Annotated in this window: 17 protein-coding genes and 2 pseudogenes; 12 read left to right on the top strand and 7 right to left on the bottom strand. The window is 74.7% G+C overall.

The genetic code is table 11. The features are described 5' to 3' along the window. Positions 1-8: 8 nt before the first annotated feature. The 3 genes and pseudogenes from LO763_RS10260 to LO763_RS29750 form a co-directional block, all read right to left on the bottom strand. On the bottom strand, positions 9-323 hold the full coding sequence (locus LO763_RS10260) for a DUF4190 domain-containing protein (RefSeq protein ID WP_230601881.1): 315 nt from the start codon (positions 321-323) through the stop codon (positions 9-11). A 74-nt stretch (positions 324-397) separates the two neighbouring features. Continuing rightward, entirely contained in the window at positions 398-922 is a 525-nt protein-coding gene (locus LO763_RS10265; protein WP_369431956.1) for a Rossmann-fold NAD(P)-binding domain-containing protein, read from the bottom strand. A 91-nt stretch (positions 923-1,013) separates the two neighbouring features. Further along, a pseudogene (locus LO763_RS29750) lies at positions 1,014-1,319 on the bottom strand (NAD(P)H-binding protein); the annotation flags it as partial. 63 nt (positions 1,320-1,382) lie between these two features. Between LO763_RS29750 and LO763_RS10275 the strand changes: the two are divergent. Beyond that, positions 1,383-1,973: a TetR/AcrR family transcriptional regulator gene (locus LO763_RS10275; protein ID WP_230601883.1), complete on the top strand. Its 591-nt coding sequence runs from the start codon at positions 1,383-1,385 to the stop codon at positions 1,971-1,973. A 162-nt stretch (positions 1,974-2,135) separates the two neighbouring features. Here the strand turns inward: LO763_RS10275 and LO763_RS29755 are convergent, their stop codons facing one another. Continuing rightward, complete coding sequence (locus LO763_RS29755) at positions 2,136-3,080, bottom strand: GntR family transcriptional regulator (protein WP_230601884.1); 945 nt, start codon at positions 3,078-3,080, stop codon at positions 2,136-2,138. Positions 3,081-3,242: 162 nt separating this feature from the next. Here LO763_RS29755 and LO763_RS10285 point away from each other — a divergent pair, with 162 nt between their 5' ends. Then, positions 3,243-4,367, top strand: a complete 1,125-nt coding sequence (locus tag LO763_RS10285) for an FAD-dependent monooxygenase (protein ID WP_230601885.1) — start codon at positions 3,243-3,245, stop codon at positions 4,365-4,367. Positions 4,368-4,401: 34 nt separating this feature from the next. On the opposite strand, the gene LO763_RS10290 is transcribed toward LO763_RS10285, so the two are convergent. Continuing rightward, the gene (locus LO763_RS10290; protein ID WP_230601886.1) at positions 4,402-4,983 is read right to left on the bottom strand and encodes a pyridoxamine 5'-phosphate oxidase family protein; all 582 of its coding nucleotides are present in this window, start codon (positions 4,981-4,983) and stop codon (positions 4,402-4,404) included. Positions 4,984-5,188: 205 nt separating this feature from the next. On the opposite strand from LO763_RS10290, the gene LO763_RS10295 reads away from it, so the two are divergent. The 4 genes and pseudogenes from LO763_RS10295 to LO763_RS29765 all read left to right on the top strand — a co-directional run bounded on the left by LO763_RS10295 (position 5,189) and on the right by LO763_RS29765 (position 9,376). Then, positions 5,189-5,626 carry an SRPBCC family protein gene (locus LO763_RS10295; protein ID WP_230601887.1) on the top strand — a complete coding sequence of 146 codons (438 nt, stop codon included), beginning with the start codon at positions 5,189-5,191 and terminating at the stop codon, positions 5,624-5,626. Positions 5,627-5,766: 140 nt separating this feature from the next. Further along, positions 5,767-7,515 carry a glycoside hydrolase family 35 protein gene (locus LO763_RS10300; protein WP_230601888.1) on the top strand — a complete coding sequence of 583 codons (1,749 nt, stop codon included), beginning with the start codon at positions 5,767-5,769 and terminating at the stop codon, positions 7,513-7,515. Between the two features lie 205 nt (positions 7,516-7,720). Further along, positions 7,721-8,755 (top strand): annotated as a pseudogene (locus LO763_RS29760) (winged helix DNA-binding domain-containing protein); the annotation flags it as partial. Positions 8,756-8,902: 147 nt separating this feature from the next. Further along, positions 8,903-9,376, top strand: a complete 474-nt coding sequence (locus tag LO763_RS29765) for an OsmC family protein (protein ID WP_369431962.1) — start codon at positions 8,903-8,905, stop codon at positions 9,374-9,376. 64 nt (positions 9,377-9,440) lie between these two features. Here LO763_RS29765 and LO763_RS10310 read toward each other — a convergent pair whose 3' ends face one another. Next, complete coding sequence (locus LO763_RS10310) at positions 9,441-10,196, bottom strand: helix-turn-helix domain-containing protein (protein ID WP_230601890.1); 756 nt, start codon at positions 10,194-10,196, stop codon at positions 9,441-9,443. Between the two features lie 145 nt (positions 10,197-10,341). Here LO763_RS10310 and LO763_RS10315 point away from each other — a divergent pair, with 145 nt between their 5' ends. The 4 genes from LO763_RS10315 to LO763_RS10330 all read left to right on the top strand — a co-directional run bounded on the left by LO763_RS10315 (position 10,342) and on the right by LO763_RS10330 (position 16,290). Further along, positions 10,342-11,331, top strand: coding sequence for an ABC transporter substrate-binding protein (locus tag LO763_RS10315; protein ID WP_230601891.1), 990 nt, complete (start codon positions 10,342-10,344; stop codon positions 11,329-11,331). Between the two features lie 3 nt (positions 11,332-11,334). Further along, positions 11,335-13,068, top strand: a complete 1,734-nt coding sequence (locus LO763_RS10320; RefSeq protein WP_230601892.1) for a siderophore-interacting protein — start codon at positions 11,335-11,337, stop codon at positions 13,066-13,068. Between the two features lie 1,042 nt (positions 13,069-14,110). Then, positions 14,111-15,262: an iron chelate uptake ABC transporter family permease subunit gene (locus LO763_RS10325; RefSeq protein ID WP_230601893.1), complete on the top strand. Its 1,152-nt coding sequence runs from the start codon at positions 14,111-14,113 to the stop codon at positions 15,260-15,262. Continuing rightward, positions 15,259-16,290 (top strand): FecCD family ABC transporter permease, encoded by a 1,032-nt coding sequence (locus LO763_RS10330; protein WP_230601894.1) that lies wholly within the window; start codon positions 15,259-15,261, stop codon positions 16,288-16,290. The genes LO763_RS10325 and LO763_RS10330 overlap by 4 nt, the downstream gene beginning before the upstream one ends. Positions 16,291-16,294: 4 nt before the next feature. On the opposite strand, the gene LO763_RS10335 is transcribed toward LO763_RS10330, so the two are convergent. Beyond that, complete coding sequence (locus tag LO763_RS10335) at positions 16,295-16,924, bottom strand: cellulose binding domain-containing protein (protein WP_230601896.1); 630 nt, start codon at positions 16,922-16,924, stop codon at positions 16,295-16,297. A gap of 431 nt (positions 16,925-17,355) precedes the next feature. Here LO763_RS10335 and LO763_RS10340 point away from each other — a divergent pair, with 431 nt between their 5' ends. Together LO763_RS10340 and LO763_RS10345 are read left to right on the top strand one after the other, a co-directional pair. Further along, positions 17,356-17,676, top strand: a complete 321-nt coding sequence (locus tag LO763_RS10340; protein ID WP_230601897.1) for a DUF2218 domain-containing protein — start codon at positions 17,356-17,358, stop codon at positions 17,674-17,676. A gap of 29 nt (positions 17,677-17,705) precedes the next feature. Continuing rightward, positions 17,706-18,647, top strand: coding sequence for an NADP-dependent oxidoreductase (locus LO763_RS10345; RefSeq protein WP_230601898.1), 942 nt, complete (start codon positions 17,706-17,708; stop codon positions 18,645-18,647). The last annotated feature ends 47 nt before the right edge of the window (positions 18,648-18,694 follow it).

Raw genomic sequence — 18,694 nt, forward strand, 5'->3', positions numbered from 1 at the left:
CCCGGCGGCTAGTTGTTGTCGTCGAAGTTGTCCTTCCAGTCCTCCCAGTTCGCGAAGATGCCGCCCGCGACCCCGAGGACGATGAGGAGGATGAACGCGACGATCGCGATCCACCCGAGGATGATCGCGGCCTTGGCGAGGCCCTCGCCGGAGTTGTTGCGCTCCCGGATCTGTCCTCTGGCGACGTAGCCGAGGATGAGGCCGAGGATGCCGAGCGGGCTGCACCAGCCCACGATGGCGATCACGAACGCCGCGATCGCCAGGCCGTTCATCTCCCGGGGGCCGCCCACCGCGGCGCCCGGCCGGTCGTACTGCTGCGTCATGCCGCCCTCCAGTCCACACGGAAATGTCCGCAGTGTATGGAGTCGCGGGCCCCGGAAATGCCGTTTCGCCCGAATCAGGCCTGGCGCCGGAACCAGTCGAGGGTCGCGGCGACCGCCTCGTCGAGCGGGGTCGCCCGCGCGTCGCCGAAGGAGGCGCGGAACGCGGTGTCGTCCACGATCCAGGCGCGGTCGCGCTGGTACCAGGTCTCGCCCAGCTCCTTCACGACCGGGTCGAACAGGCCGAGGATCCGCTGCGTGCCGCGGCTGAGCCCGGCGGTGCGGAGCCTGCCGCCCGCCGCCTCCCGCACGAGGCCGAGGAACTCGGCGCCGGTCGGGGCCGGGGCGACCGGCAGGTGCCAGGCGTGCCCGTCGGCCTTCGGGTTCTCGCCCAGGGCGACCAGGCCCGCGGCGATGTCGGGGAGGTAGGAGACGGTGTGCGGCTCGTCGAGCTCGCCGACCCACCGCGCGGTCTTCCCGGCCGCGGCGGCCGCGAAGACCGTGGGCCCCAGGATGGTGTCGACGCCGCCGGGTCCGAAGTAGTCGGAGGCGCGGCCGAGGGTCGCGCGGACGCGGCCCTCCCGGTGCGCGGCCAGGATCATCTCGGCGGTCTTCGCGCGGGCCCGGCCCTTGGGGGTTGCGGGCCGCGTAGGGGAGTTCCTCGTGGAGGGGGCCCTCGACGGGGCCGTACATGTAGAGGTTGTCGGCCATGACCAGGCGGGCCCCGGCCCGTTCGACGCCGCTGAGCACGGTGTCGGTCAGGCCCGCGAACTCCTCGGCCCAGGCGGCGTAGGGCGGCTGCGCGCACTGGTAGACGACGGCGGCGCCCGCGCAGGCCGCCGCGGCGCCCTCGGCGGTGGTGACGTCGGCGCTCAGGGCGTCCGGGCCCGACGCGCGGCGGCTGACGGCGCGGACCTCGTGGCCGCGGGCGGTGAGCTCGGCGACGACGGCGCTGCCGATGGCGCCGGTGGCGCCGAGGACGACGTGCAGGTCGGACATGGGGGCTCCTGGTTCCTAGTTAAGTAACGATGTTATATAACAACGTTACGATACTCTTGTCAAATGCCGAGACCGAGAAAACGAGACTACGACGACCTCCGCCGCGACCTCATCGACGCGGGCGGGCGCCTCCTCGCCGACGAGGGCCCCGCGGCCCTGTCGACCCGGCGGGTCGCGCAGGCGACCGGGACCTCCACCACCGCCGTCTACAGTCTCTTCGGCGACAAGGCGGGCCTGGTCCGCGAGATGTTCGTCGAGGGCTTCGACCGCCTGGCCGCGGCGTTCGCGGCCGTCCCGCGCACCGGCGACCCGCTGGCCGACCTCCTGGCCCTCGGGGACGCCTACCGCGCCAACGCCCTCGCCAATCCGCACCTGTACGAGCTCATGTTCGCCCGCCCGGTGCCGGAGTTCCGGCCCGCCCCCGAGGCCGGCCGACGCATCCGGTCCACGTTCGACGCGCTGGTCGCGGCGTGCGCCCGGTGCGTCGAGGCGGGCGTGTTCGCCGAGGCCGACCCGGACGCCGTCGCGGTGCAGCTCAACGCGATGGCGCACGGCCTGTGCAGCCTGGAGCTGCGCGGCGCCCTCGGGGACGCGGCCGAGGCGCGGGCCCACTGGCGCCGGGCCTTCGCCGCGCTCACCAGAGGCCTCGCCTGAGACCGGCCAGGGGTGTCGACCGACCCCTGGCGGCCGCCATCCGGCCTGCCGGCCCGCTCGCCGCGTCGTCGGCCCTCCGAATGCGACACCGGTATTCGGAGGGCCTTCCGCCTTGCGGCCGAATCAACTCGGGGACTCGGACGCCGACCCGCCGGGGGTCGGTCAACACCCCCTGGCGCGCCCGCGCTCGGCCAGCGCCGCCAGGCCGTCGAGCAGCAGCCCCAGGCCCAGCTCGAACAGCTCCTCGAGGTCCATGTCGTACCCCTCGGGCAGGGCGCCGAAGTGCCCGAACAGCTTCGCGAAGTGCGGATAGCGGGCCATGACCCCGCTGCCGTTCATGGCCGGCACGTACTGGAGGTCGGTCCACTCCTCGGCCGACAGGCCGGTGTCGGAGATCGCCTCGTCCTCGCGCTCGAAGTTCGCCGCCAGGCCCACGATGTGGCTGTACAGCAGCACGTGCGCGTCGAACTGGAGCTTCGGCGCCAGCCCGACGTCCTCCAGGGCCCCCAGCAGGCGGTCGCCGACCTCCAGCAGGCTCGGCAGCGGCAGCGGCCGGGTCAGCGGGTGCACCCGCCCCAGCCACGGGTGCTCGCGGTGCACCCGCCACAGCGCCCTCGCGATCGCCGTGATCCGCTCGCGCCACGGCGCCGCCTCGTCGAGGTCGAGCACGAGCGTCCCGTACACCGCGTCGGACATGGCCATCACGAGGTCGTCCTTGCCTTCGACGTGCCGGTACAGCGACATCGGGGCCACCCCGCACCGGGCCGCGACCGCCCGCATCGAGACCGCCTCCAGCCCTTCGGCGTCGGCGATCGCGACCGCCTCGGCCAGGACCCGCTCGCGGGTGAGCTCGGCCGCGGGTCCGCCCGCCGCGCCGCCCGGCCGCCGCGGCGCCACCACCGTGCCCGACCGCGGCCGCGTGATCACCAGGCCCTCGGATCGCAGCACGTCCAGTGCCTTCGCGGCCGTGGCGAGCGCCACACCGAATTCCCGGGCGACCTGCCGCGTGGACGGCACCTTGTCGCCCGCGGTCAGCTCCCGCTCGGCGATGCGCCTGCTCAGCTCGGCGGCGATGCGCGCGTACGGCGGCTCGGTCGACTCGGACACCTCGGCCCCTCCCTCGGGTCTGTACTACGACAGATCCTAGCCCCCGACCCCGCTCCGACCCACCGCTGTACTAGGGCAGTGTGGCAGCGTATTTGCAGCTCACGGCCGATTTCCATACGGTGGTCACCGACAAGCGAGTACAACGTATCCGGGAGGAACCCCATGACCGCCGTCCTCATCTCCGGCGCCAGCGTCGCCGGCACCGCCCTCGCCTACTGGCTCCGCGAGCAGGGCCTCACCCCCGTCGTGGTCGAACGCGCCCCGGCGCTGCGCCGCGGCGGCCAGGCCGTCGACGTCCGCGGCGCGGCCCTCCGCGTCCTTCGCCGCATGGGGCTCGAACCGGCCGCCCGCGAACTGGGGAACCACAGCGTCGGCATGTCCATGGTGGACGGCGAAGGTAAGGAGCTGATGCGCTCCGAGGAGTTCGCGCTCTCCTCCGGCGCGCTCGACTCCGAGGACATCGAGATCCTCCGCGAGGACCTCGTCGACCTCGTCCACGCGCGCACCCACGGCGTCGAGTACCGCTTCGGCGACTCGATCGCCGCCCTCCACCAGGAAGCGGACGGCGTCACCGTCGAGTTCGAGCACGCCCCGCCCCGCCGCTTCGACCTCGTCGTCGGCGCCGACGGGCTCCACTCCAACACCCGCGGGCTCGCCTTCGGCCCCGAAGCCGACTACATCAGCCACCTCGGCGTCTACCTGTCGGTCTTCAGCAGCGACAACTACCTCGGCCTCGACCGCTGGCAGACCTGGTTCAACGACGGGGCCGTCGGCGGCACCGTGATGACCGTGCGCCGCAACGCCGAACTGCGGATCTTCCTCGGCTTCGGGTCCGAGCGGCCGATCGACTACGACCACCGGGACGTCGAGGCGCAGAAGCGGCTCGTCGCCGACAACGTGGCCGGCCTGGGCTGGGAGGTCCCCGGCTTCGTCGAGCGCATGTGGAAGGCCGAGGACTTCTACTTCGACGCGATGGCGCAGATCAAGATGGACGCCTGGTCGGCCGGGCGCGTGGGCCTCGTCGGCGACGCCGCCCACTGCGCCGCGCCGCTGTCGGGCCAGGGCACCGGCCTCGCGCTCGTCGGCGCCTACGTCCTCGCCCTCGAACTGGGCCGCACCGGGGACCACGCGCTCGCCTTCGCCCGCTACGAGGAGCGGATGCGCCCGTTCGTCGAGGCCAACCAGGCCCTCGCCCTGATCGACCGCCAGAAGGTCGACCCCGAGGAGTCCACGGCCCGCATGAACGCGGTCAAGGACGCCATCGACCTCGACGCGGTCCCGGACTAGCGACTCGCGGGGGCCGCTCCCGGCCCCCGCGCGTTCAGCCCTTCCTGGGCGGCAGCGGGAGCGGCATCGCCGGGAGCCCGTCGATGCTCACGGGGTTGTGCGGCTTCGACTCGCAGTACTCGGCGAACTCCTCGTCCGTCTTGCGGCCCAGGAACCGCCGCAGCAGCGGGCGCTCCTCCCGGTAGTCCATGAACGGCACCGCGTAGCCGCAGGTGTCGCTGATGAGCTCGGCGCGCACCACGATGACGGCCCGCACGCCCGGCCCGTCGGTCTCCGCGAAGCGCGGGACGAGCTCCTCGAAGCGCGGGTCGTCGCGGTAGACGGCCTCGCCGGTGCCGTGGACGCGGACGATCTTCGGCGGGCCGGTGAAGGCGCACCACATGAGGGTGATGCGGCCGTTCTCCCGCAGGTGCGCGTGCGTCTCGGCGTGCGAGCCGCCGAAGTCGAGGTACGCCACGGTCCGCTCGTCGAGCACCTGGAGGGAGCCCTTGTGGCCCTTGGGGGAGAGGTTGACGTGGCCGTCCTCCGCGAGCGGCGCGGAGGCGACGAAGTACACCGGCTGCGCCTCGATGAACTCGCGCAGGCGCCCGTCGATCACCGGATACGTCCGTCCCATGCCGTGAACCCAGCCTCTCTCCGCTCGGGAATGCCGCGTTCCAACGTAGGCCGCCCCCGGCCCCGCCCGCAACGGCGTTCCCACCCTCTGCCCGGCGGCGCGGGGGCCCTGTGAGAAATATTTCCGCGGAGGCGATGAATACCGGTGCGCCGGTGCGTCTATACCGACGTAAGCAACCCGCACCGCGCGAACCGAGGAGACCGACATGAGCACCGCCGCGAACAACGAGTCCGGTTACACCTACACCCTCACCGCCGAGGTCGACGTCCCCGTCGCCACCGTCTGGCGGGCCTGGACCGAGAACGACCACTACGAGGCGTGGAGCTACTCCAAGCCCGGCTCGGTCGAGCTGGACGTCACCGAGGGCGGCCGCTACGCCTCCACCGTCGTCACCCCCGACGGCCAGGAGTTCCCGATCACCGGCCGCTACATCCAGGTCAGCGAGAACGAGCTGCTCGTGATGGGCATGGACGTCCCCGGGGGCGAGGAGGAGGTCATGCGCCTCGACCTGGACGAGCTGGGCGAGGACCGCACCCGCCTGACGATCACGCAGACCTGCCCCACGCAGGAGGCGCACGACATGGCCAAGCAGGGCAGCCAGATGCTGCTGGACTCCTGCGCCGCCTACGTCACGAAGATCTGATTCCCGCGGAGGCGCCGGGGCCGGGCCGACAGGGCCCGGCCCCGGCGCGCGTCCGCCTCCGGGCGCCGCGGCGACGGCGGACCCGCTTCGTACAATGGTCATACGAAGAGGAAGCGCCACCGCGAACGGAGAACCCACGCATGAGCCGATTCGCCATCGGAGAGCACGACTTCCTGCTCGACGGCGAGCCCTTCCGGGTGCTCTCGGGCGCGATCCACTACTTCCGCGTGCACCCCGACCACTGGGCCGACCGCATCCGGAAGGCCCGCCTCATGGGGCTCAACACCATCGAGACCTACGTGCCGTGGAACCTCCACGCCCCCGAACCCGGCTCCTGGACCGCGGAGGGCCGCCTCGACCTGGACCGGTTCCTGCGGACGGTCGCCGCCGAGGGCATGCGCGCGATCGTCAGGCCCGGCCCCTACATCTGCGCCGAGTTCCACAACGGCGGGCTGCCCGCCTGGCTGTTCGCCGACCCCGAGGTCGGGGTGCGCCGCAGCGAGCCGAAGTTCATGGCCGCGATCACCGAGTACCTGCGCCGCGTCACCGGCGTCGTCGCCCCGCTCCAGGTGGACGCGGGCGGCCCGGTGATCCTCATGCAGGTCGAGAACGAGTACGGCGCGTACGGCGACGACACCGGCTACCTCCAGGACCTCACAGCGCTCCTGCGCGGCGGCGGCGTCACCGTCCCGCTCACCACCGTGGACCAGCCGGTGCACGCGATGCTCAAGAACGGCTCCGCGCCCGGCCTGCACATGACCGCCTCGTTCGGCTCCCGGTCCGAGGAGCGCCTGGACGTGCTCCGCTCCCACCAGGCCACCGGGCCGCTCATGTCCTCGGAGTTCTGGGTCGGCTGGTTCGACTCCTGGGGCACGCACCACCACACGACCTCCGCCGAGGACGCGGCGGCCGACCTCGACGCGCTGCTGCGCCGCGGCGCCTCGGTGAACATCTACATGTTCCACGGCGGCACCAACTTCGGACTCACCAACGGCGCCAACGACAAGGGCACGTACACACCCATCGCCACCAGCTACGACTACGACGCGCCCCTCGACGAGGCGGGCTCGCCCACCGCCAAGTACTGGGCGTTCCGCGAGGTCCTGGGCCGCTACACCGACCTGCCCGAGGAGGTCCCCGCGGCGGCCGGGCCCGCCCCGACGGGCGAGGCGCCGCTGCGCGCCGCGGGCGCGCTCCTGCGGTCGGCGGCGGCGCTGCCCGCGACGTCGACGCGCGACGTGCCGACCTTCGCGCAGGTGCGGCACGACGCCGCGTTCCTGCTGCACGAGGCCGGGCCGCGCACCGGGGCGCCGGCCGTGCTCACGGTGGGGGAGGTCCGCGACCGCGTCCACGTCGTGGTCGACGGCACCGCGGTGGGCGTGCTCTCGCGGGAGTTCCACGAGCGCGCGCTCGCGGTGCCGCCGATCCGCGAGTCCCTGGCGCTGCTGGTGGAGGACCAGGGCCGCGTCAACTACGGGCCCCGGATCGGCGAGGACAAGGGCGTCCTCGGCGGGGTGCGGCTCGACGGCGACCCGGTCGAGGGCTGGCGCACCCGCGCGATGGCCGAACCGGACCTGCTCGCCCTCGCCGGCGAGGCCGGGGCGGCGCCGGCGTCGCTGCCGGGCCTGACGTACGCGGTCGCCGAGTTCGCGGTGGAGGAGCCCGCGGACCGGTTCCTCGACACCGCGGGCCTCGGCAAGGGCGTCGCGTGGATCAACGGCTTCTGCCTGGGCCGCTACTGGTCCCGGGGCCCGCAGCGGACCCTGTACGTCCCCGGCCCGGTACTGAGGAAGGGCGTGAACGAAGCGGTGGTCCTCGAACTCGACGGCGCCCCCGAAGCGGTGCTGCGATTCGCCGAAGGCCCGAATCTCGGACCGCTGGAGTTCTGACCGGCCGGAACGATTCCCGGCCGGGTGCGCGTTCTCGGCGCAGCGGCGTTCTTCCGGCGGCCCGCCCGCCACGGGCTGCCGGTCCCCCGACGCCCCTTCGGGTTCGAAGGCCCTGGCGGGGCGGTGTGAAGGCCCGTGCCGACACCGCCCGCCCCCGCCTCCCGGTCCGGCGTGCCTGTCGCACCCGGGCGCTAACCTTCCGCTCATGCAGCTCACCGCCCGGCAGCTCAACCGCGCGACCCTCGACCGGCAGTCGCTCCTCCACCGCGCGCCCGCCGACGTGCTCACCGCCGTGCGCGGCGCCGTCGCCGTCCAGGCCCAGGCGCCCGCCTCGCCCTACATCGGCCTCTGGAACCGCGTCGCCGGGTTCGACCCCGCCGACCTCGACGCGGCCTTCGCCTCCGGCGCCGTCGTGCGCGGCAACCCCGTCCGCATGACCCTCCACGCCGTCGCCGCCGACGAGTACCGCCCCTTCCGCGAGGCCACCGAGCCCTCCCTCTACGCCGCCAAGCTCGGCGCCCGCATCGCCGAGGCGGGCCTGTCCGCCGCCGAGGCCGCCGGGCACGCCGCCGCGCTCCTCGACTTCGCCGCCGAGACCCGCACCTCCCGCGAGTGCGAGGCCTGGCTCGCCGAACGCCTCGGGCCCGCGACCGCCAAGGCCGCCTGGCCGGGCATCCGCCAGTACGCGCCGCTCCTGCGCAGCCCCGGCGGCGGCCCGTGGGCCTTCGGCGAGAAGGTCGCCCACCGCGCCGCCGCCGACCGCCCCGCGCTCGGCGACCGCGAGGCCGCCGACAAGGCCCTCCAGCACCTCGTGCTCCGCTACCTCGCCGGGTTCGGCCCGGCCTCGGCCGCCGACGTCGCCCAGTTCGCGATGGTCCAGCGCGGCAGGGTGAAGCAGGCCGTCGCCGCCCTCGGCGACCGGCTGACCCGCTGCGAGGGCCCGAACGGCGAAGTGCTCCACGACCTCCCCGGCGCCGTCCTGCCCGACCCCGAGACGCCCGCGCCCGCGCGTCTGATGGCCATGTGGGACAACGTGTTCCTCGCCTACCACGACCGCAGCCGCACCATCCCGCCCGAGATCCGCACCACCGTGATCCGAGGCAACGGCGACGTCCTCCCCATGCTCCTGGTCGACGGCCGCGCCGCCGGGCTCTGGCGCGTCACCGACGCCGGGATCGAGGCGACCGCCTGGCTGCCCGTCCCCGACGACGCCTGGGCCGCGCTCGACGCCGAGGCCCGCGCCCTCACCGCCCTCCTCGACGGCCGCGACCCGGAGGTCTACCGCCGCTACCAGCACTGGTGGAAGCGCCTGCCCGAAGGGCGGACGGTCGTCCTGGCCGCCCGGTTACGCTTGCGGCCCACCCCTTCGCGACGGAAGGAGCCCGCCATGAGCGGCCGCGAACACCACTACGACGTCACCGTCCGCTGGACCGGCGACACCGGCAAGGGCACCGCCCGCTACCTCGAGTACGGCCGCGACCACGACATCACCGCCCCCGGCAAGCCCCTCATCAAGGGCAGCGCCGACCCCGCGTTCCTCGGCCAGAGCGAGCGCTGGAACCCCGAGGACCTCCTGGTCGCCTCGCTCGCCGAATGCCACATGCTCACGTACCTGGCGCTGTGCGCCCGCGAGCGGATCGTCGTGACCGCCTACGAGGACCGCGCGACCGGCACCATGACCGAGGAGGGCGGCGCCAGCGGCCGCTTCACCGAGGTCGTGCTGGCGCCGGTCGTGGTCGTCACGGACGCCGCGAAGGCCGAGCGCGCCGCCGAGCTGCACCACGACGCGAACAAGACCTGCTTCATCGCGAACTCCGTGAACTTCCCGGTCCGCCACGAGCCGGTGATCCGCGTCGAGTAGGCCCGGCTGCCGGACCGCCCGCGCGGCGCGACCCTCGACGGGGCCAGGCCCGGCTCGCGTCCCGCTACGCGCCCGGCCGCGCCTGCTCCAGCGCGCCCAGCGGGTCGAGCGCCAGCCGCTCCGCGGGCAGGCCCGTCTCCCTGCCGATCGCCTTCACCAGCCCGCCGCGCGTCGCGTACCCCGAGGCCCTGGCCGCCGCGGCCAGCGAGCCGCCGCCCCGCAGCCGCCCGATCGCCAGGTTCAGCCGCGCCCGCGTCCGCCACCGCGTGAACGGCATCCCCGTCTCCTCCTGGAACAGCCGCTGCACGTGCCGCACGCTGGTGCGGCGCGCCTCCGCGAGCTCCCCGAGCGTCAAGGGCGACAACGCCTCCCGCGCGATCGCCCGCGCCACGGGATGCTGCGGCAGCACCAGCGGGAAGTACCGGCCGTCGATCCCGCGCAGCACGTCGTCGAGCGCCTCCCGGAACGGCTGGATCTGCTCGGGGGTCGCGGGGGCCGCGACCAGCACGGTCGTGATCACATCGGTGAGCGCCGGGACGACCCCCAGGCGCCGCACCCGCTCCGGCGGCGCCGTCCCCGGCGACAGCAGCGGCCCGAGCGCCACGCCCTCGTCCGAGAGCCGCACCGAGTGCGGCACCCCCGCGGCCAGCCACAGGTTCTCGCGCGCCCGCAGCCGCACCCGCGCGCCGTCGACCACGAGCTCGGCGGTGCCGATCACGATGTGGATCAGATGCGGCGCTTCATGCTCGTGCGTGTCGTGGCCGAGGAACCGGATAGAGTTCTCGGGCACCACGCCGACGAGCGCGGACGTCGAGCGCATGCGCGTCCCCCGAATCATGTCGTGTCGGGCGCCTCCCGATGTCGCATGGACGAGGCCCCCCTCGGATTTGGAGGATAGCCTAGCCTTACTTCCGGGGCGCCGCGCCCGGGAGCACCGCCCGTCCCCCGTCCCCGATAGAGGTCCCATGCGTTCCCCGCGCCCCGCGCTCACCCTGCTCACCGCCGCCCTCGCGGGCGGCGCCCTGGCCCTGGCCGGCTGCTCCTCCGGCGCGGAGGACGCCGCCGCCGACGGTGAGACCCGCACCGTCGAGACCGAGCAGGGGCCCGTCGAGGTCCCCGCCGACCCGCAGCGGGTCGTCGTCCTCAACTACGCGCTCGCGGGCTACCTCTACGACCTCGAGGTCCCGGTCGTCGCGACGATCCCCGAGGACGCCGACGCCGGGGGCGAGTTCTCCGAGTTCTGGGCCGACCAGGCCGAGGAGGACGGCACCGAGTTCCTGCCGTGGAGCGTCGACGGCTTCGACCTCGAGGCGGTCCTCGACCAGGAGCCCGACCTCATCGTCGCGGGTGGCCTCGGCCTGCCCGGCGCCCAGGCCGTCGAGGCCTACGAGCAGCTCTCCGAGATCGCCTCGACGGTGATCGTGAGCGGCGCGCTCGCGACCTGGCAGGACCAGTTCTCGTTCCTCGCCGTCGACGTGTTCGACAAGGCCGACGCCTACGAGGGCTTCACCGCCGACTACGCGGCCCGCGCCGCCGAGACCGCCGCCGCGATCACCGTCCCGCCCGGCCCCTTCGCGGTCCTCTCGGTCACCGGCGACGGCACCGTCTACGTCCTCATGGACGACGCCGGGCTGCCGCAGGCCCTCGCCGAGCTCGGCTTCGAACCCGCCCCGCTCGCGGCCGAGCACGGCTTCGAGCCCTACCGCGAGGGCGGCGACATGTTCGAGCTCTCCACCGAGCAGGTCGCCCAGGTCCTCACCGTCCCGACGGTGTTCGTGACCGGCTTCAACGCCGACACCACCGACGTCGCGACCCTCATGGAGTCCGACGTGTTCGCCGCGCTCCCCGCCTTCGCGGACGGGAACGCCCACGACCTCCCGTACTGGTCCGTCCGCGGCGACTACGACGAGGCGCTGGCCGTCCTGGACCTCCTCGAGCAGCAGTTCGCCGCCTAGCCGATGGCCCGCCGACACCTCGTCGTCCACCCGCTCGTCCTGCGCCGCGCGCAGGTCCTGCGGGTGGACGACCTCAACCCGCGCACCCGCCGCGTCACCCTCACCGGCGAGCAGCTCGGCCCGTTCGAACGCGACGGACTCCGCCTGCCCGCCTTCAGGACCGAGGCGTTCGACGACCACGTGAAGCTCGTCTTCGCCGCCGACGGCGACCTCGCGCCGGTCCTGCCCGTGCAGCTCGAGGACGGCATCGACTGGCCCCCGTCCGAGACCCGCCGCGCCCGCGACTACACGCCCCGCCGCTTCGACCCCGAGGCGCTCGAACTCGACCTCGAGTTCGTCCTCCACGGCGACGGGCCCGCCGCGGCCTGGGCCGCGGCCGCCGCGCCCGGCGACGACCTCTGGTTCGCCGGACCCAAGTCCTCCGCGGTCGTCCCCGCCGACGCCGACTGGGTCCTCCTCGCCGGGGACGAGACCGCCCTGCCCGCGATCGCCCGCTACCTCGACGAACGGCCGGTCGACGCGCCCGTCCGCGTCGTGGCCGCCGTCCCCGACGAGGCCGCGTACCGCGACCTGCCGACCCGGCCCGGCGACCGCGTCGCATGGGTCAAGGCCACACCGGGCGACCCCCGCGCGCTCGCCGACGCCGTCCGCGGCCTCGACGCCCCGCCCGGCGAGCCCTACGTCTGGGCCGCCGCCGAGAGCCGCTCGCTCCTCCCGCTCCGGCGCCGCGTCAGCCGCGAACTGCGACTGCCCAAGTCCCGCAGCAGCATCACCGGGTACTGGCACCGCGAGGACGCCGAAGCGGCCGCGCCGGCCGCCTCGCTCCAGGCCCCGACCGCCTGGTTCGCCGTCCGCGCCGCCCTGCGCCTGGGCCTGCTCGACTCGCTCGGCGCCGGACCCGTCCCGCTGCCGGCGCTCGCCGAGCAGCTGGGGATCGACGGCCGCCGACTCGCGACCCTCCTGGAGGTGCTCGCGACCGCCGGGGTCGCCGCCGGGCCCGACCCCGCCGCGCTCGGCCCGGCGGGGGAGGAGCTCCTGGCCGACGAGCACGCCCGCGAGCGCTTCACGGGCGTCGACGCCGACCGGGTCCTGGCGCTCGCCGAACTCGCCGGGGCGCTCGAACTGGACGAGCCGGCCTGGTCGCGCGTCCACGGCCGCACCATGCGCCAGTCCCTCGAACGCGACCGGCACCGGTACGAGGAGCTCGTCGAGGACGCCGAGGGACTGGCGCACCTCGTCAACGGGCTGCCGCGCCTGCCGGTGTGGGGGAGCGGCGCGATGGTCGCCGTCACCGGCCCCGGGGCGGTCGTCCTCGCCGACCTCCTGCGCGAGCGCCTCGACATCGACCCGTCCATCGTGGAGTCTCCGGTGCCGCTCGAGGTGCTGCGGCAGGAGAGCGAGCGCTTCCCGCACCGCTTCAGCGAGCAGTGGCGGTCCACGGGCGTCGCCGCGACCGCGCTCGCCCTGGGGCACCGCACCGACGACGAGGCCGTCGCGCTGCTCACCGAGATGCGCCGCGCCGCGACGAAGGCCGTGCTCGTCGAGGCGCTGCGGCCCGACGCGCTGGGGCCGGGCGCGGCCCACGAGGCGCTGCTGGGCCTCGCGGCGACCGGCAGCGCGCCGCGCTCGCCGAGCGACATCGCGGTGCTCGCGGCCGACGCCGGGTGGACGGTGGCCGACAGGCGCCCCCTCGGCTGGGGCGTGGAGTACTTCGCGCTGGACGGCGCCGTGCAGTGAGCACGTCACGACCGGGAAACCCCAGGGCCGCCGCCGAGGACCGAAGGCGGCGGCCCGCCGGCCCGCCGGCGCCGACAGTGGAGCGGGAAGGCGGCACGGAGGCCTCCGGACCCGTTGGGGACCAGGCGAACAGGTCCACGGCGGTCGACCGGCCGGTCCCTGCGGAGCGCCCCGCCGCAGACAGGCCGGCCGCGACGGCCCGTCCTGCCGCGAAGGGCCCTGAGGCCGCCGACCGCCCGGGCGGCTCGCCGGACGCCGCGGCGACCGCGGACCGTCCGGGAACCTTCGGCCGACCTGCGGGTGCGGTCGAGAAACCGACCGGTGCCGCGCGACCCGCAGACGCACCGGCGCCCGCGGGACGCCCGATGGCTTTCGACCGCTCGTCCGACTCGGGGCAGCCCGCAACAGACCGGCGATCTGGTGTCGAGCGATCCTCGGGCGTGGAGTCCGCGGCCCGCCTCACCGCTTTCGACCGCTCGGCCGATGAGGCTCGGTCCGCGCCGCAGGAACTGCCCGATGCCGCACGGCCGACCCGGTCCACGGATACACCCGCGGCCGCGGGAGACCCGGTGTGCTTCTTCGGCCGCTCGGCCGATGCGGAACAGCCCTTGCCTGACCAGGCGCTCGGGAGCGCCCGGCCCGCGCCGGACCCGATGGTCCGAACGGCTTGCCCCAGCGGGTTTCCCGAGGCGGCGGCCGCAGGCGTTCAGGCGGCCTCCGCGGCCGAAGCGGAACAGCCCGCGCAGGGCCGTCGAACCGGTGCCGAGCGGTCCGAGCGGCTTTCGGGCGCCGTCGAGCCCGCGGTCCGTCCCTCCGGCTCGCCGCGGGCTGCGCCGCAGTGCCCGGCAGGCGACCGCCGGCCCGATCCGCCCAAGGGTCCGAAGGGGCCCGCAGGTCCTTCAACCGCCTCCGGCCGCTCCGCCGACGAGGCCCCCGGCGCGCGCCGCAGGACCCCGCCGTTGCCGACCGGCCCATGGGCCCGTCGAACCCCGCAGACCGCTCAGCCGCCCTCGCCCGCCCCGCCGAGACCGAGGAGACCGCAGTGAACCGATCGGCCGGGCCCGGCCCGGCCGCGACGGCGTCCGCCGACCGCGCGGCCTCCGGCGGCCTTTCCACCGATGCGGCGCGACCGACCGGACCGGCGGCCGTCGTTCCCTCCGCGACCGACCACCCTCCGGCTCCCGGCCCTGTCGCCGTCTCCCGGCGCCGACGCCTGCTCGGGCTCGCCGCCTCCGTCGCGGCGCTCGCCCTCGCGACGGCGGTCAGCCTCGCCGTCGGCTCCGCGCCGCTGCCCCCCTCCACCGTCTGGGCCGCCCTCACCGCCCCCGACGGCAGCCTCGACCACCTCACCGTCCTCGACCTGCGCCTCCCCCGCACCCTCCTCGCCCTCCTCGTCGGCGCCGCGCTCGGCCTGGCCGGCGCCCTCATCCAGGCCCTCACCCGCAATCCGCTCGCCGACCCCGGCATCCTCGGCGTCAACGCCGGCGCCGGCTTCGCGATCGTCCTCGGCGTCGCCCTCTTCGGCGTCACCCGCATCCAGCAGTACCTGTGGCTCGGCTTCGCGGGCGCGGTCACCGCCGCCGTCGTGGTCTACGTGATCGCCGCGCGCGGCCCCGGCGGCGTCAACCCCCTCCGGCTCACCCTCGTCGGCGTCGCCCTCAGCGCCGTGCTCTCCGGCGCCTCCTCGACCCTCGCGCTCATCGACCCGCGGACCTTCGACCGGATGCGCTTCTGGGGCGCCGGCTCGATCGCCGACCGGCCCGACGGCACCATCGCCGCGATCCTCCCGTTCATCCTCATCGGACTCGCGCTCGGCCTCGCCTGCGCCCGGCCCCTCAACGCCCTCGCCCTCGGCGACGACATGGCCCGCGCCCAGGGCGCGCGCATCGTGCTCACCCGCACCGCCGGGGTCGTCGCCGTGACCCTCCTCTGCGGCGCCGCCACGGCCGCGGCCGGGCCGATCGGCTTCATCGGCCTGATGATCCCGCACGCCGTCCGCTGGCTCACCGGACCCGACCAGCGCTGGATCCTCCCCTTCTCCCTCGTCCTCGCGCCCGTGCTCCTCCTGGTCGCCGACGTGCTCGGGCGCCTGGTCGTCTGGCCCGCCGAGCTCCAGGTCGGCGTCGTCACCGCCCTCATCGGCGCCCCCGTCCTCATCCTCATGGTCCGCCGCGCCAAGGCGGCCACCCCGTGAACGGCGCCTTCACCGTCCGCATCGGCCGGTTCAGCCGCCGCTGGAGCATCCGCGCCCTCGCCGTCGGCGTCCTCCTCACCGCCGCCGTGCTCGCCTGCACCGCGGCCTCGCTCATGATCGGCTCCCGGTCCCTCAGCCTCGCCGAGGTCCTCGCCGCGCTGGCCCCCGACGCGCACGGCCCGAACCGCCTCGTCGTCGTCGAGTGGCGCGCCCCGCGGGCCCTCGCCGCCGCCCTCTTCGGCGCGTGCCTCGGCGTCAGCGGCGCGATCTTCCAGTCGCTCACCCGCAACCCGCTCGGCAGCCCCGACGTCATCGGCCTCAACACCGGCGCCTACACCGGCGTGGTTTTCGCGATCACCGTCGGCGGCACCGGCTACCTCGCCTACGCCGCAGGCGCGATCGCGGGCGGCCTCGGGGCCGCCGCGCTCGTGTACCTGCTCGCGTTCAGCGGCGGGATGCGCGGGTTCCGGCTCATCATCGTCGGCATCGCCGTCAGCGCCATGCTCTCCTCGGTGAACACCTGGTTCTCCGTCAAGGCCGACCTCGACGAGGCCCTGCGCGCCGCCGTGTGGGGCGCGGGCTCCCTCAACGGCATCGAGTGGCCCCCGGTCGCCTTCGCCGCGGCCGCCGCGGCCCTCCTCGCGCTCGCGCTGCCCGTGGCAGGGCGCCGGATGCGCCAGCTCGAGCTCGGCGACGAGACCGCCGCGATGCACGGCGTCCCGGTGGAGCGCAGCAAGATCCTCCTCGTCGGCCTCGGCGTCGGGTTCACCGCCGTGGTCACCGCCGCCACGGGGCCGGTCGCGTTCGTGGCGCTCGCGGCGCCGCAGATCGCGCGCCGCCTCAGCGGGCGGCCCGGCTCGGCCGACCTCGCGGGCTCGGCGCTGGTCGGCGCCGTGCTCCTCGGCGGCGCCGACCTCATCGCCCAGCACGCGATCCCCGGCACGCCGATGCCGGTCGGGGCGGTGACCGTGCTCCTCGGCGGCGCCTACCTGGTCTGGCTGCTGCTGCGCGAGCAGGGGCGCGGGTGACGCCCTAGGCGCTCGGCGTGCAGGGCACGGTGGCGGGCAGGTCGAACCCGTCCTCGACGTCGGCCCGGAAGCTCGGGTCGACGCCGTCGCCGGGGTCGAGCGCGCCGTTGAAGAAGACGTCGCCGTAGCGGTCGCCCTCGATGCGGTTGAGGCCCCAGGTCGAGGTCACGGTCAGGTGCTCGAGGTCGAGCAGGACCTCCCAGCCGTCGATCGGCTCGGTGCCGGTGTTGGCGACCTCGACGGTGACCGCGATCGAGGTCTCCCCGTCGTCGTCGAGGGTGAGGGAGGCCGTGCACTGGGAGGCGGCCGGGGTCGTCTCGGCGGGCGCGGAGGACTCGGCGGGGGCGGCGGCGGTGGTGCTCGGCTCGGGCTCGGCGGGGGCGGACGGGGACTCGGAGGCGGGGGAGGGGCTCGGGGAGGCGTCGGTGGTGGGCGCGTCGGGCTCGGCCTCGGGTGCGGGGACGGTGGTCCCGTCGACGGCGATCTCGGCGTACTCGGGGCGCTCGTCGTCGCGGAGGGCGCCGAACTGCCAGACGGCGACGAGGCACGCGATTGCCGCGATCACGATGAGGGCCAAGAGGAGACGACCGTGAATGCGCCCGCGCGCGACGGCGCGGTCCATCCATGGGCGCATGGTTTTTCCTCCATTTAGGACGTGTTAATGCCGGGGTGACGCGTCCGGGCGAGAACGACGGGTGAGGGGGCGTCGTGTCCAAGGTGAAGCGTACAAGGCCCGGATTCCCAGTGGGAACGTCCTGGCCGCTTCGGCGGTGAATCGGCCCATCGTGTCCCGCTTTCATCACATGCGGCCTGAAAATGTCGTACCCCCCTGCCACCCTTGTGTCAGGGGGCCCGCGATCCGGCTCCCGGTGACACTGCCCATGCCCGCGATCCCGCGCGGCCCGAATGTCGCACCCCTCGGGCACCCTCGTATCGGGGGCCCGCGGCCCGACCCCCGAGGGAATCGCCCCTGCCCCGACCTCGCTCGACCAGCTCACTCTGCGCCCGAACCGGTGTAGATTCAGGCGAGACGCCGCAGCAGGCCCGTCGAGGTGAGGAGGACGCATGAGTGCCGCCACCTCCGAGCCCCCCGCCCCATCGCCGATCTTCCGATCCCGGGCCAGCGCCGCCCTCGACCGGCCCGCCCGCTACGCCCGCGAACTCGCCGCCCACTTCGGCCGCCGCACCCCCGCCGACGAGGTCCCCGGCGGCTACCGCCTCCACTTCCCCCTCGGCCGCGTCCTCCTCTCCATCGCCGACGGCGGCCTCGTCCTCGAAGCCGACGCCCCCGACGAGGACGCGCTCGCGCGCGTCGAGGCCCTCGTCGGCGACCGCCTCCAGAGCATCGCCCCGCACGGACTCGACCTCGTGTGGCGGCGCCAGTGACACCAAGGGCCACCACCGAAGGGACAGCCATGCGCGCCGTCGTCATCACCGATTTCGACACCGAACCGGTCCTCACCGACCTCCCCGTCCCCGAACCCGGCCCCGGGGAGGTCCTCGTCCGCCTCGCCGCCGCCGGCGTCAACCCCTTCGACTGGAAGGTCATCGGGGGCGCCATGCGCGGCGCCGTCGACCACGCCTTCCCGCTCGTGCTCGGCTCCGACGGCGCCGGCACCGTCGAGCGCACCGGCGCGGGCGTCGCCGCCTTCACCTTCGGCGACCGCGTCTTCGGCCCCTTCATGGACGTCGAGCACGGCCGCGGCTCCTACGCCGAGTACGCGATCGCCAAGGCCTCCAAGCTCGCCCGCCTCCCCGACGACCTCCCCTTCGACCTCGCCGCCGCCATGCCCACCGCCTGCGCCGCCGCCTACACGTTCGTGGAGGGCACCGGCGTCGGCCCCGGGCAGACCCTCCTCGTCAACGGCGCCTCGGGGGGCGTCGGCCAGGCCGCCGTGCAGCTCGCCGCCGCCCAGGGCGTCCACGTCATCGCCACCACCGACTCCGGCACCGCCGCCTACCTGCGCGACCTCGGCGCCGCCGAGACGGTCGACTTCACCGCCGCCCCCACCGCCGAGCAGGTCCGCGACACCCACCCCGACGGCGTGGACGCCGTGGTGGACCTCGTCTCCGCGGACGACCAGATCGAGGCGATCGCGCTGCTGCTCAAGCCGAACGGCGTCATCGTCTCCTCCAACGGCTCGCTCGGCGATGAACTGCTCGCCGCCCACGGCCTGCGCGGCGCGAACCTGTACGCCAACATGACGCCCGCGACGCTGGCGTTCCTCGCCGAGGCGGTCGAGGCGGGCCAGCTGCGGGTCCGCATCGACCACCGCGCCCCGCTCGAGGAGGCCGCCGCGGCGCTGGAGCGCCTGAAGGAGGGCCAGGCCCGCGGCAAGACCGTGCTCGAGCTCTGAACGGCGCCCGCGAGCGCGCGAAGGCCGCGGCCGCCTGGTCCTGGGGA

This window comes from Glycomyces amatae (assembly GCF_020991375.1).
GTDB lineage: Bacteria > Actinomycetota > Actinomycetes > Mycobacteriales > Micromonosporaceae > Glycomyces > Glycomyces amatae.

What these genes read in the sequence shown, in the direction of transcription:
- LO763_RS10260 (WP_230601881.1), bottom strand. Translation starts at nt 323, where the DNA reads ATGACGCAGCAGTACGACCGGCCGGGCGCCGCGGTGGGCGGCCCCCGG.
- LO763_RS10265 (WP_369431956.1), bottom strand. Translation starts at nt 922, where the DNA reads ATGATCCTGGCCGCGCACCGGGAGGGCCGCGTCCGCGCGACCCTCGGC.
- LO763_RS10275 (WP_230601883.1), top strand. Translation starts at nt 1,383, where the DNA reads ATGCCGAGACCGAGAAAACGAGACTACGACGACCTCCGCCGCGACCTC.
- LO763_RS10285 (WP_230601885.1), top strand. Translation starts at nt 3,243, where the DNA reads ATGACCGCCGTCCTCATCTCCGGCGCCAGCGTCGCCGGCACCGCCCTC.
- LO763_RS10290 (WP_230601886.1), bottom strand. Translation starts at nt 4,983, where the DNA reads ATGGGACGGACGTATCCGGTGATCGACGGGCGCCTGCGCGAGTTCATC.
- LO763_RS10295 (WP_230601887.1), top strand. Translation starts at nt 5,189, where the DNA reads ATGAGCACCGCCGCGAACAACGAGTCCGGTTACACCTACACCCTCACC.
- LO763_RS10300 (WP_230601888.1), top strand. Translation starts at nt 5,767, where the DNA reads ATGAGCCGATTCGCCATCGGAGAGCACGACTTCCTGCTCGACGGCGAG.
- LO763_RS29765 (WP_369431962.1), top strand. Translation starts at nt 8,903, where the DNA reads ATGAGCGGCCGCGAACACCACTACGACGTCACCGTCCGCTGGACCGGC.
- LO763_RS10310 (WP_230601890.1), bottom strand. Translation starts at nt 10,196, where the DNA reads ATGCGCTCGACGTCCGCGCTCGTCGGCGTGGTGCCCGAGAACTCTATC.
- LO763_RS10315 (WP_230601891.1), top strand. Translation starts at nt 10,342, where the DNA reads ATGCGTTCCCCGCGCCCCGCGCTCACCCTGCTCACCGCCGCCCTCGCG.
- LO763_RS10320 (WP_230601892.1), top strand. Translation starts at nt 11,335, where the DNA reads ATGGCCCGCCGACACCTCGTCGTCCACCCGCTCGTCCTGCGCCGCGCG.
- LO763_RS10335 (WP_230601896.1), bottom strand. Translation starts at nt 16,924, where the DNA reads ATGCGCCCATGGATGGACCGCGCCGTCGCGCGCGGGCGCATTCACGGT.
- LO763_RS10340 (WP_230601897.1), top strand. Translation starts at nt 17,356, where the DNA reads ATGAGTGCCGCCACCTCCGAGCCCCCCGCCCCATCGCCGATCTTCCGA.
- LO763_RS10345 (WP_230601898.1), top strand. Translation starts at nt 17,706, where the DNA reads ATGCGCGCCGTCGTCATCACCGATTTCGACACCGAACCGGTCCTCACC.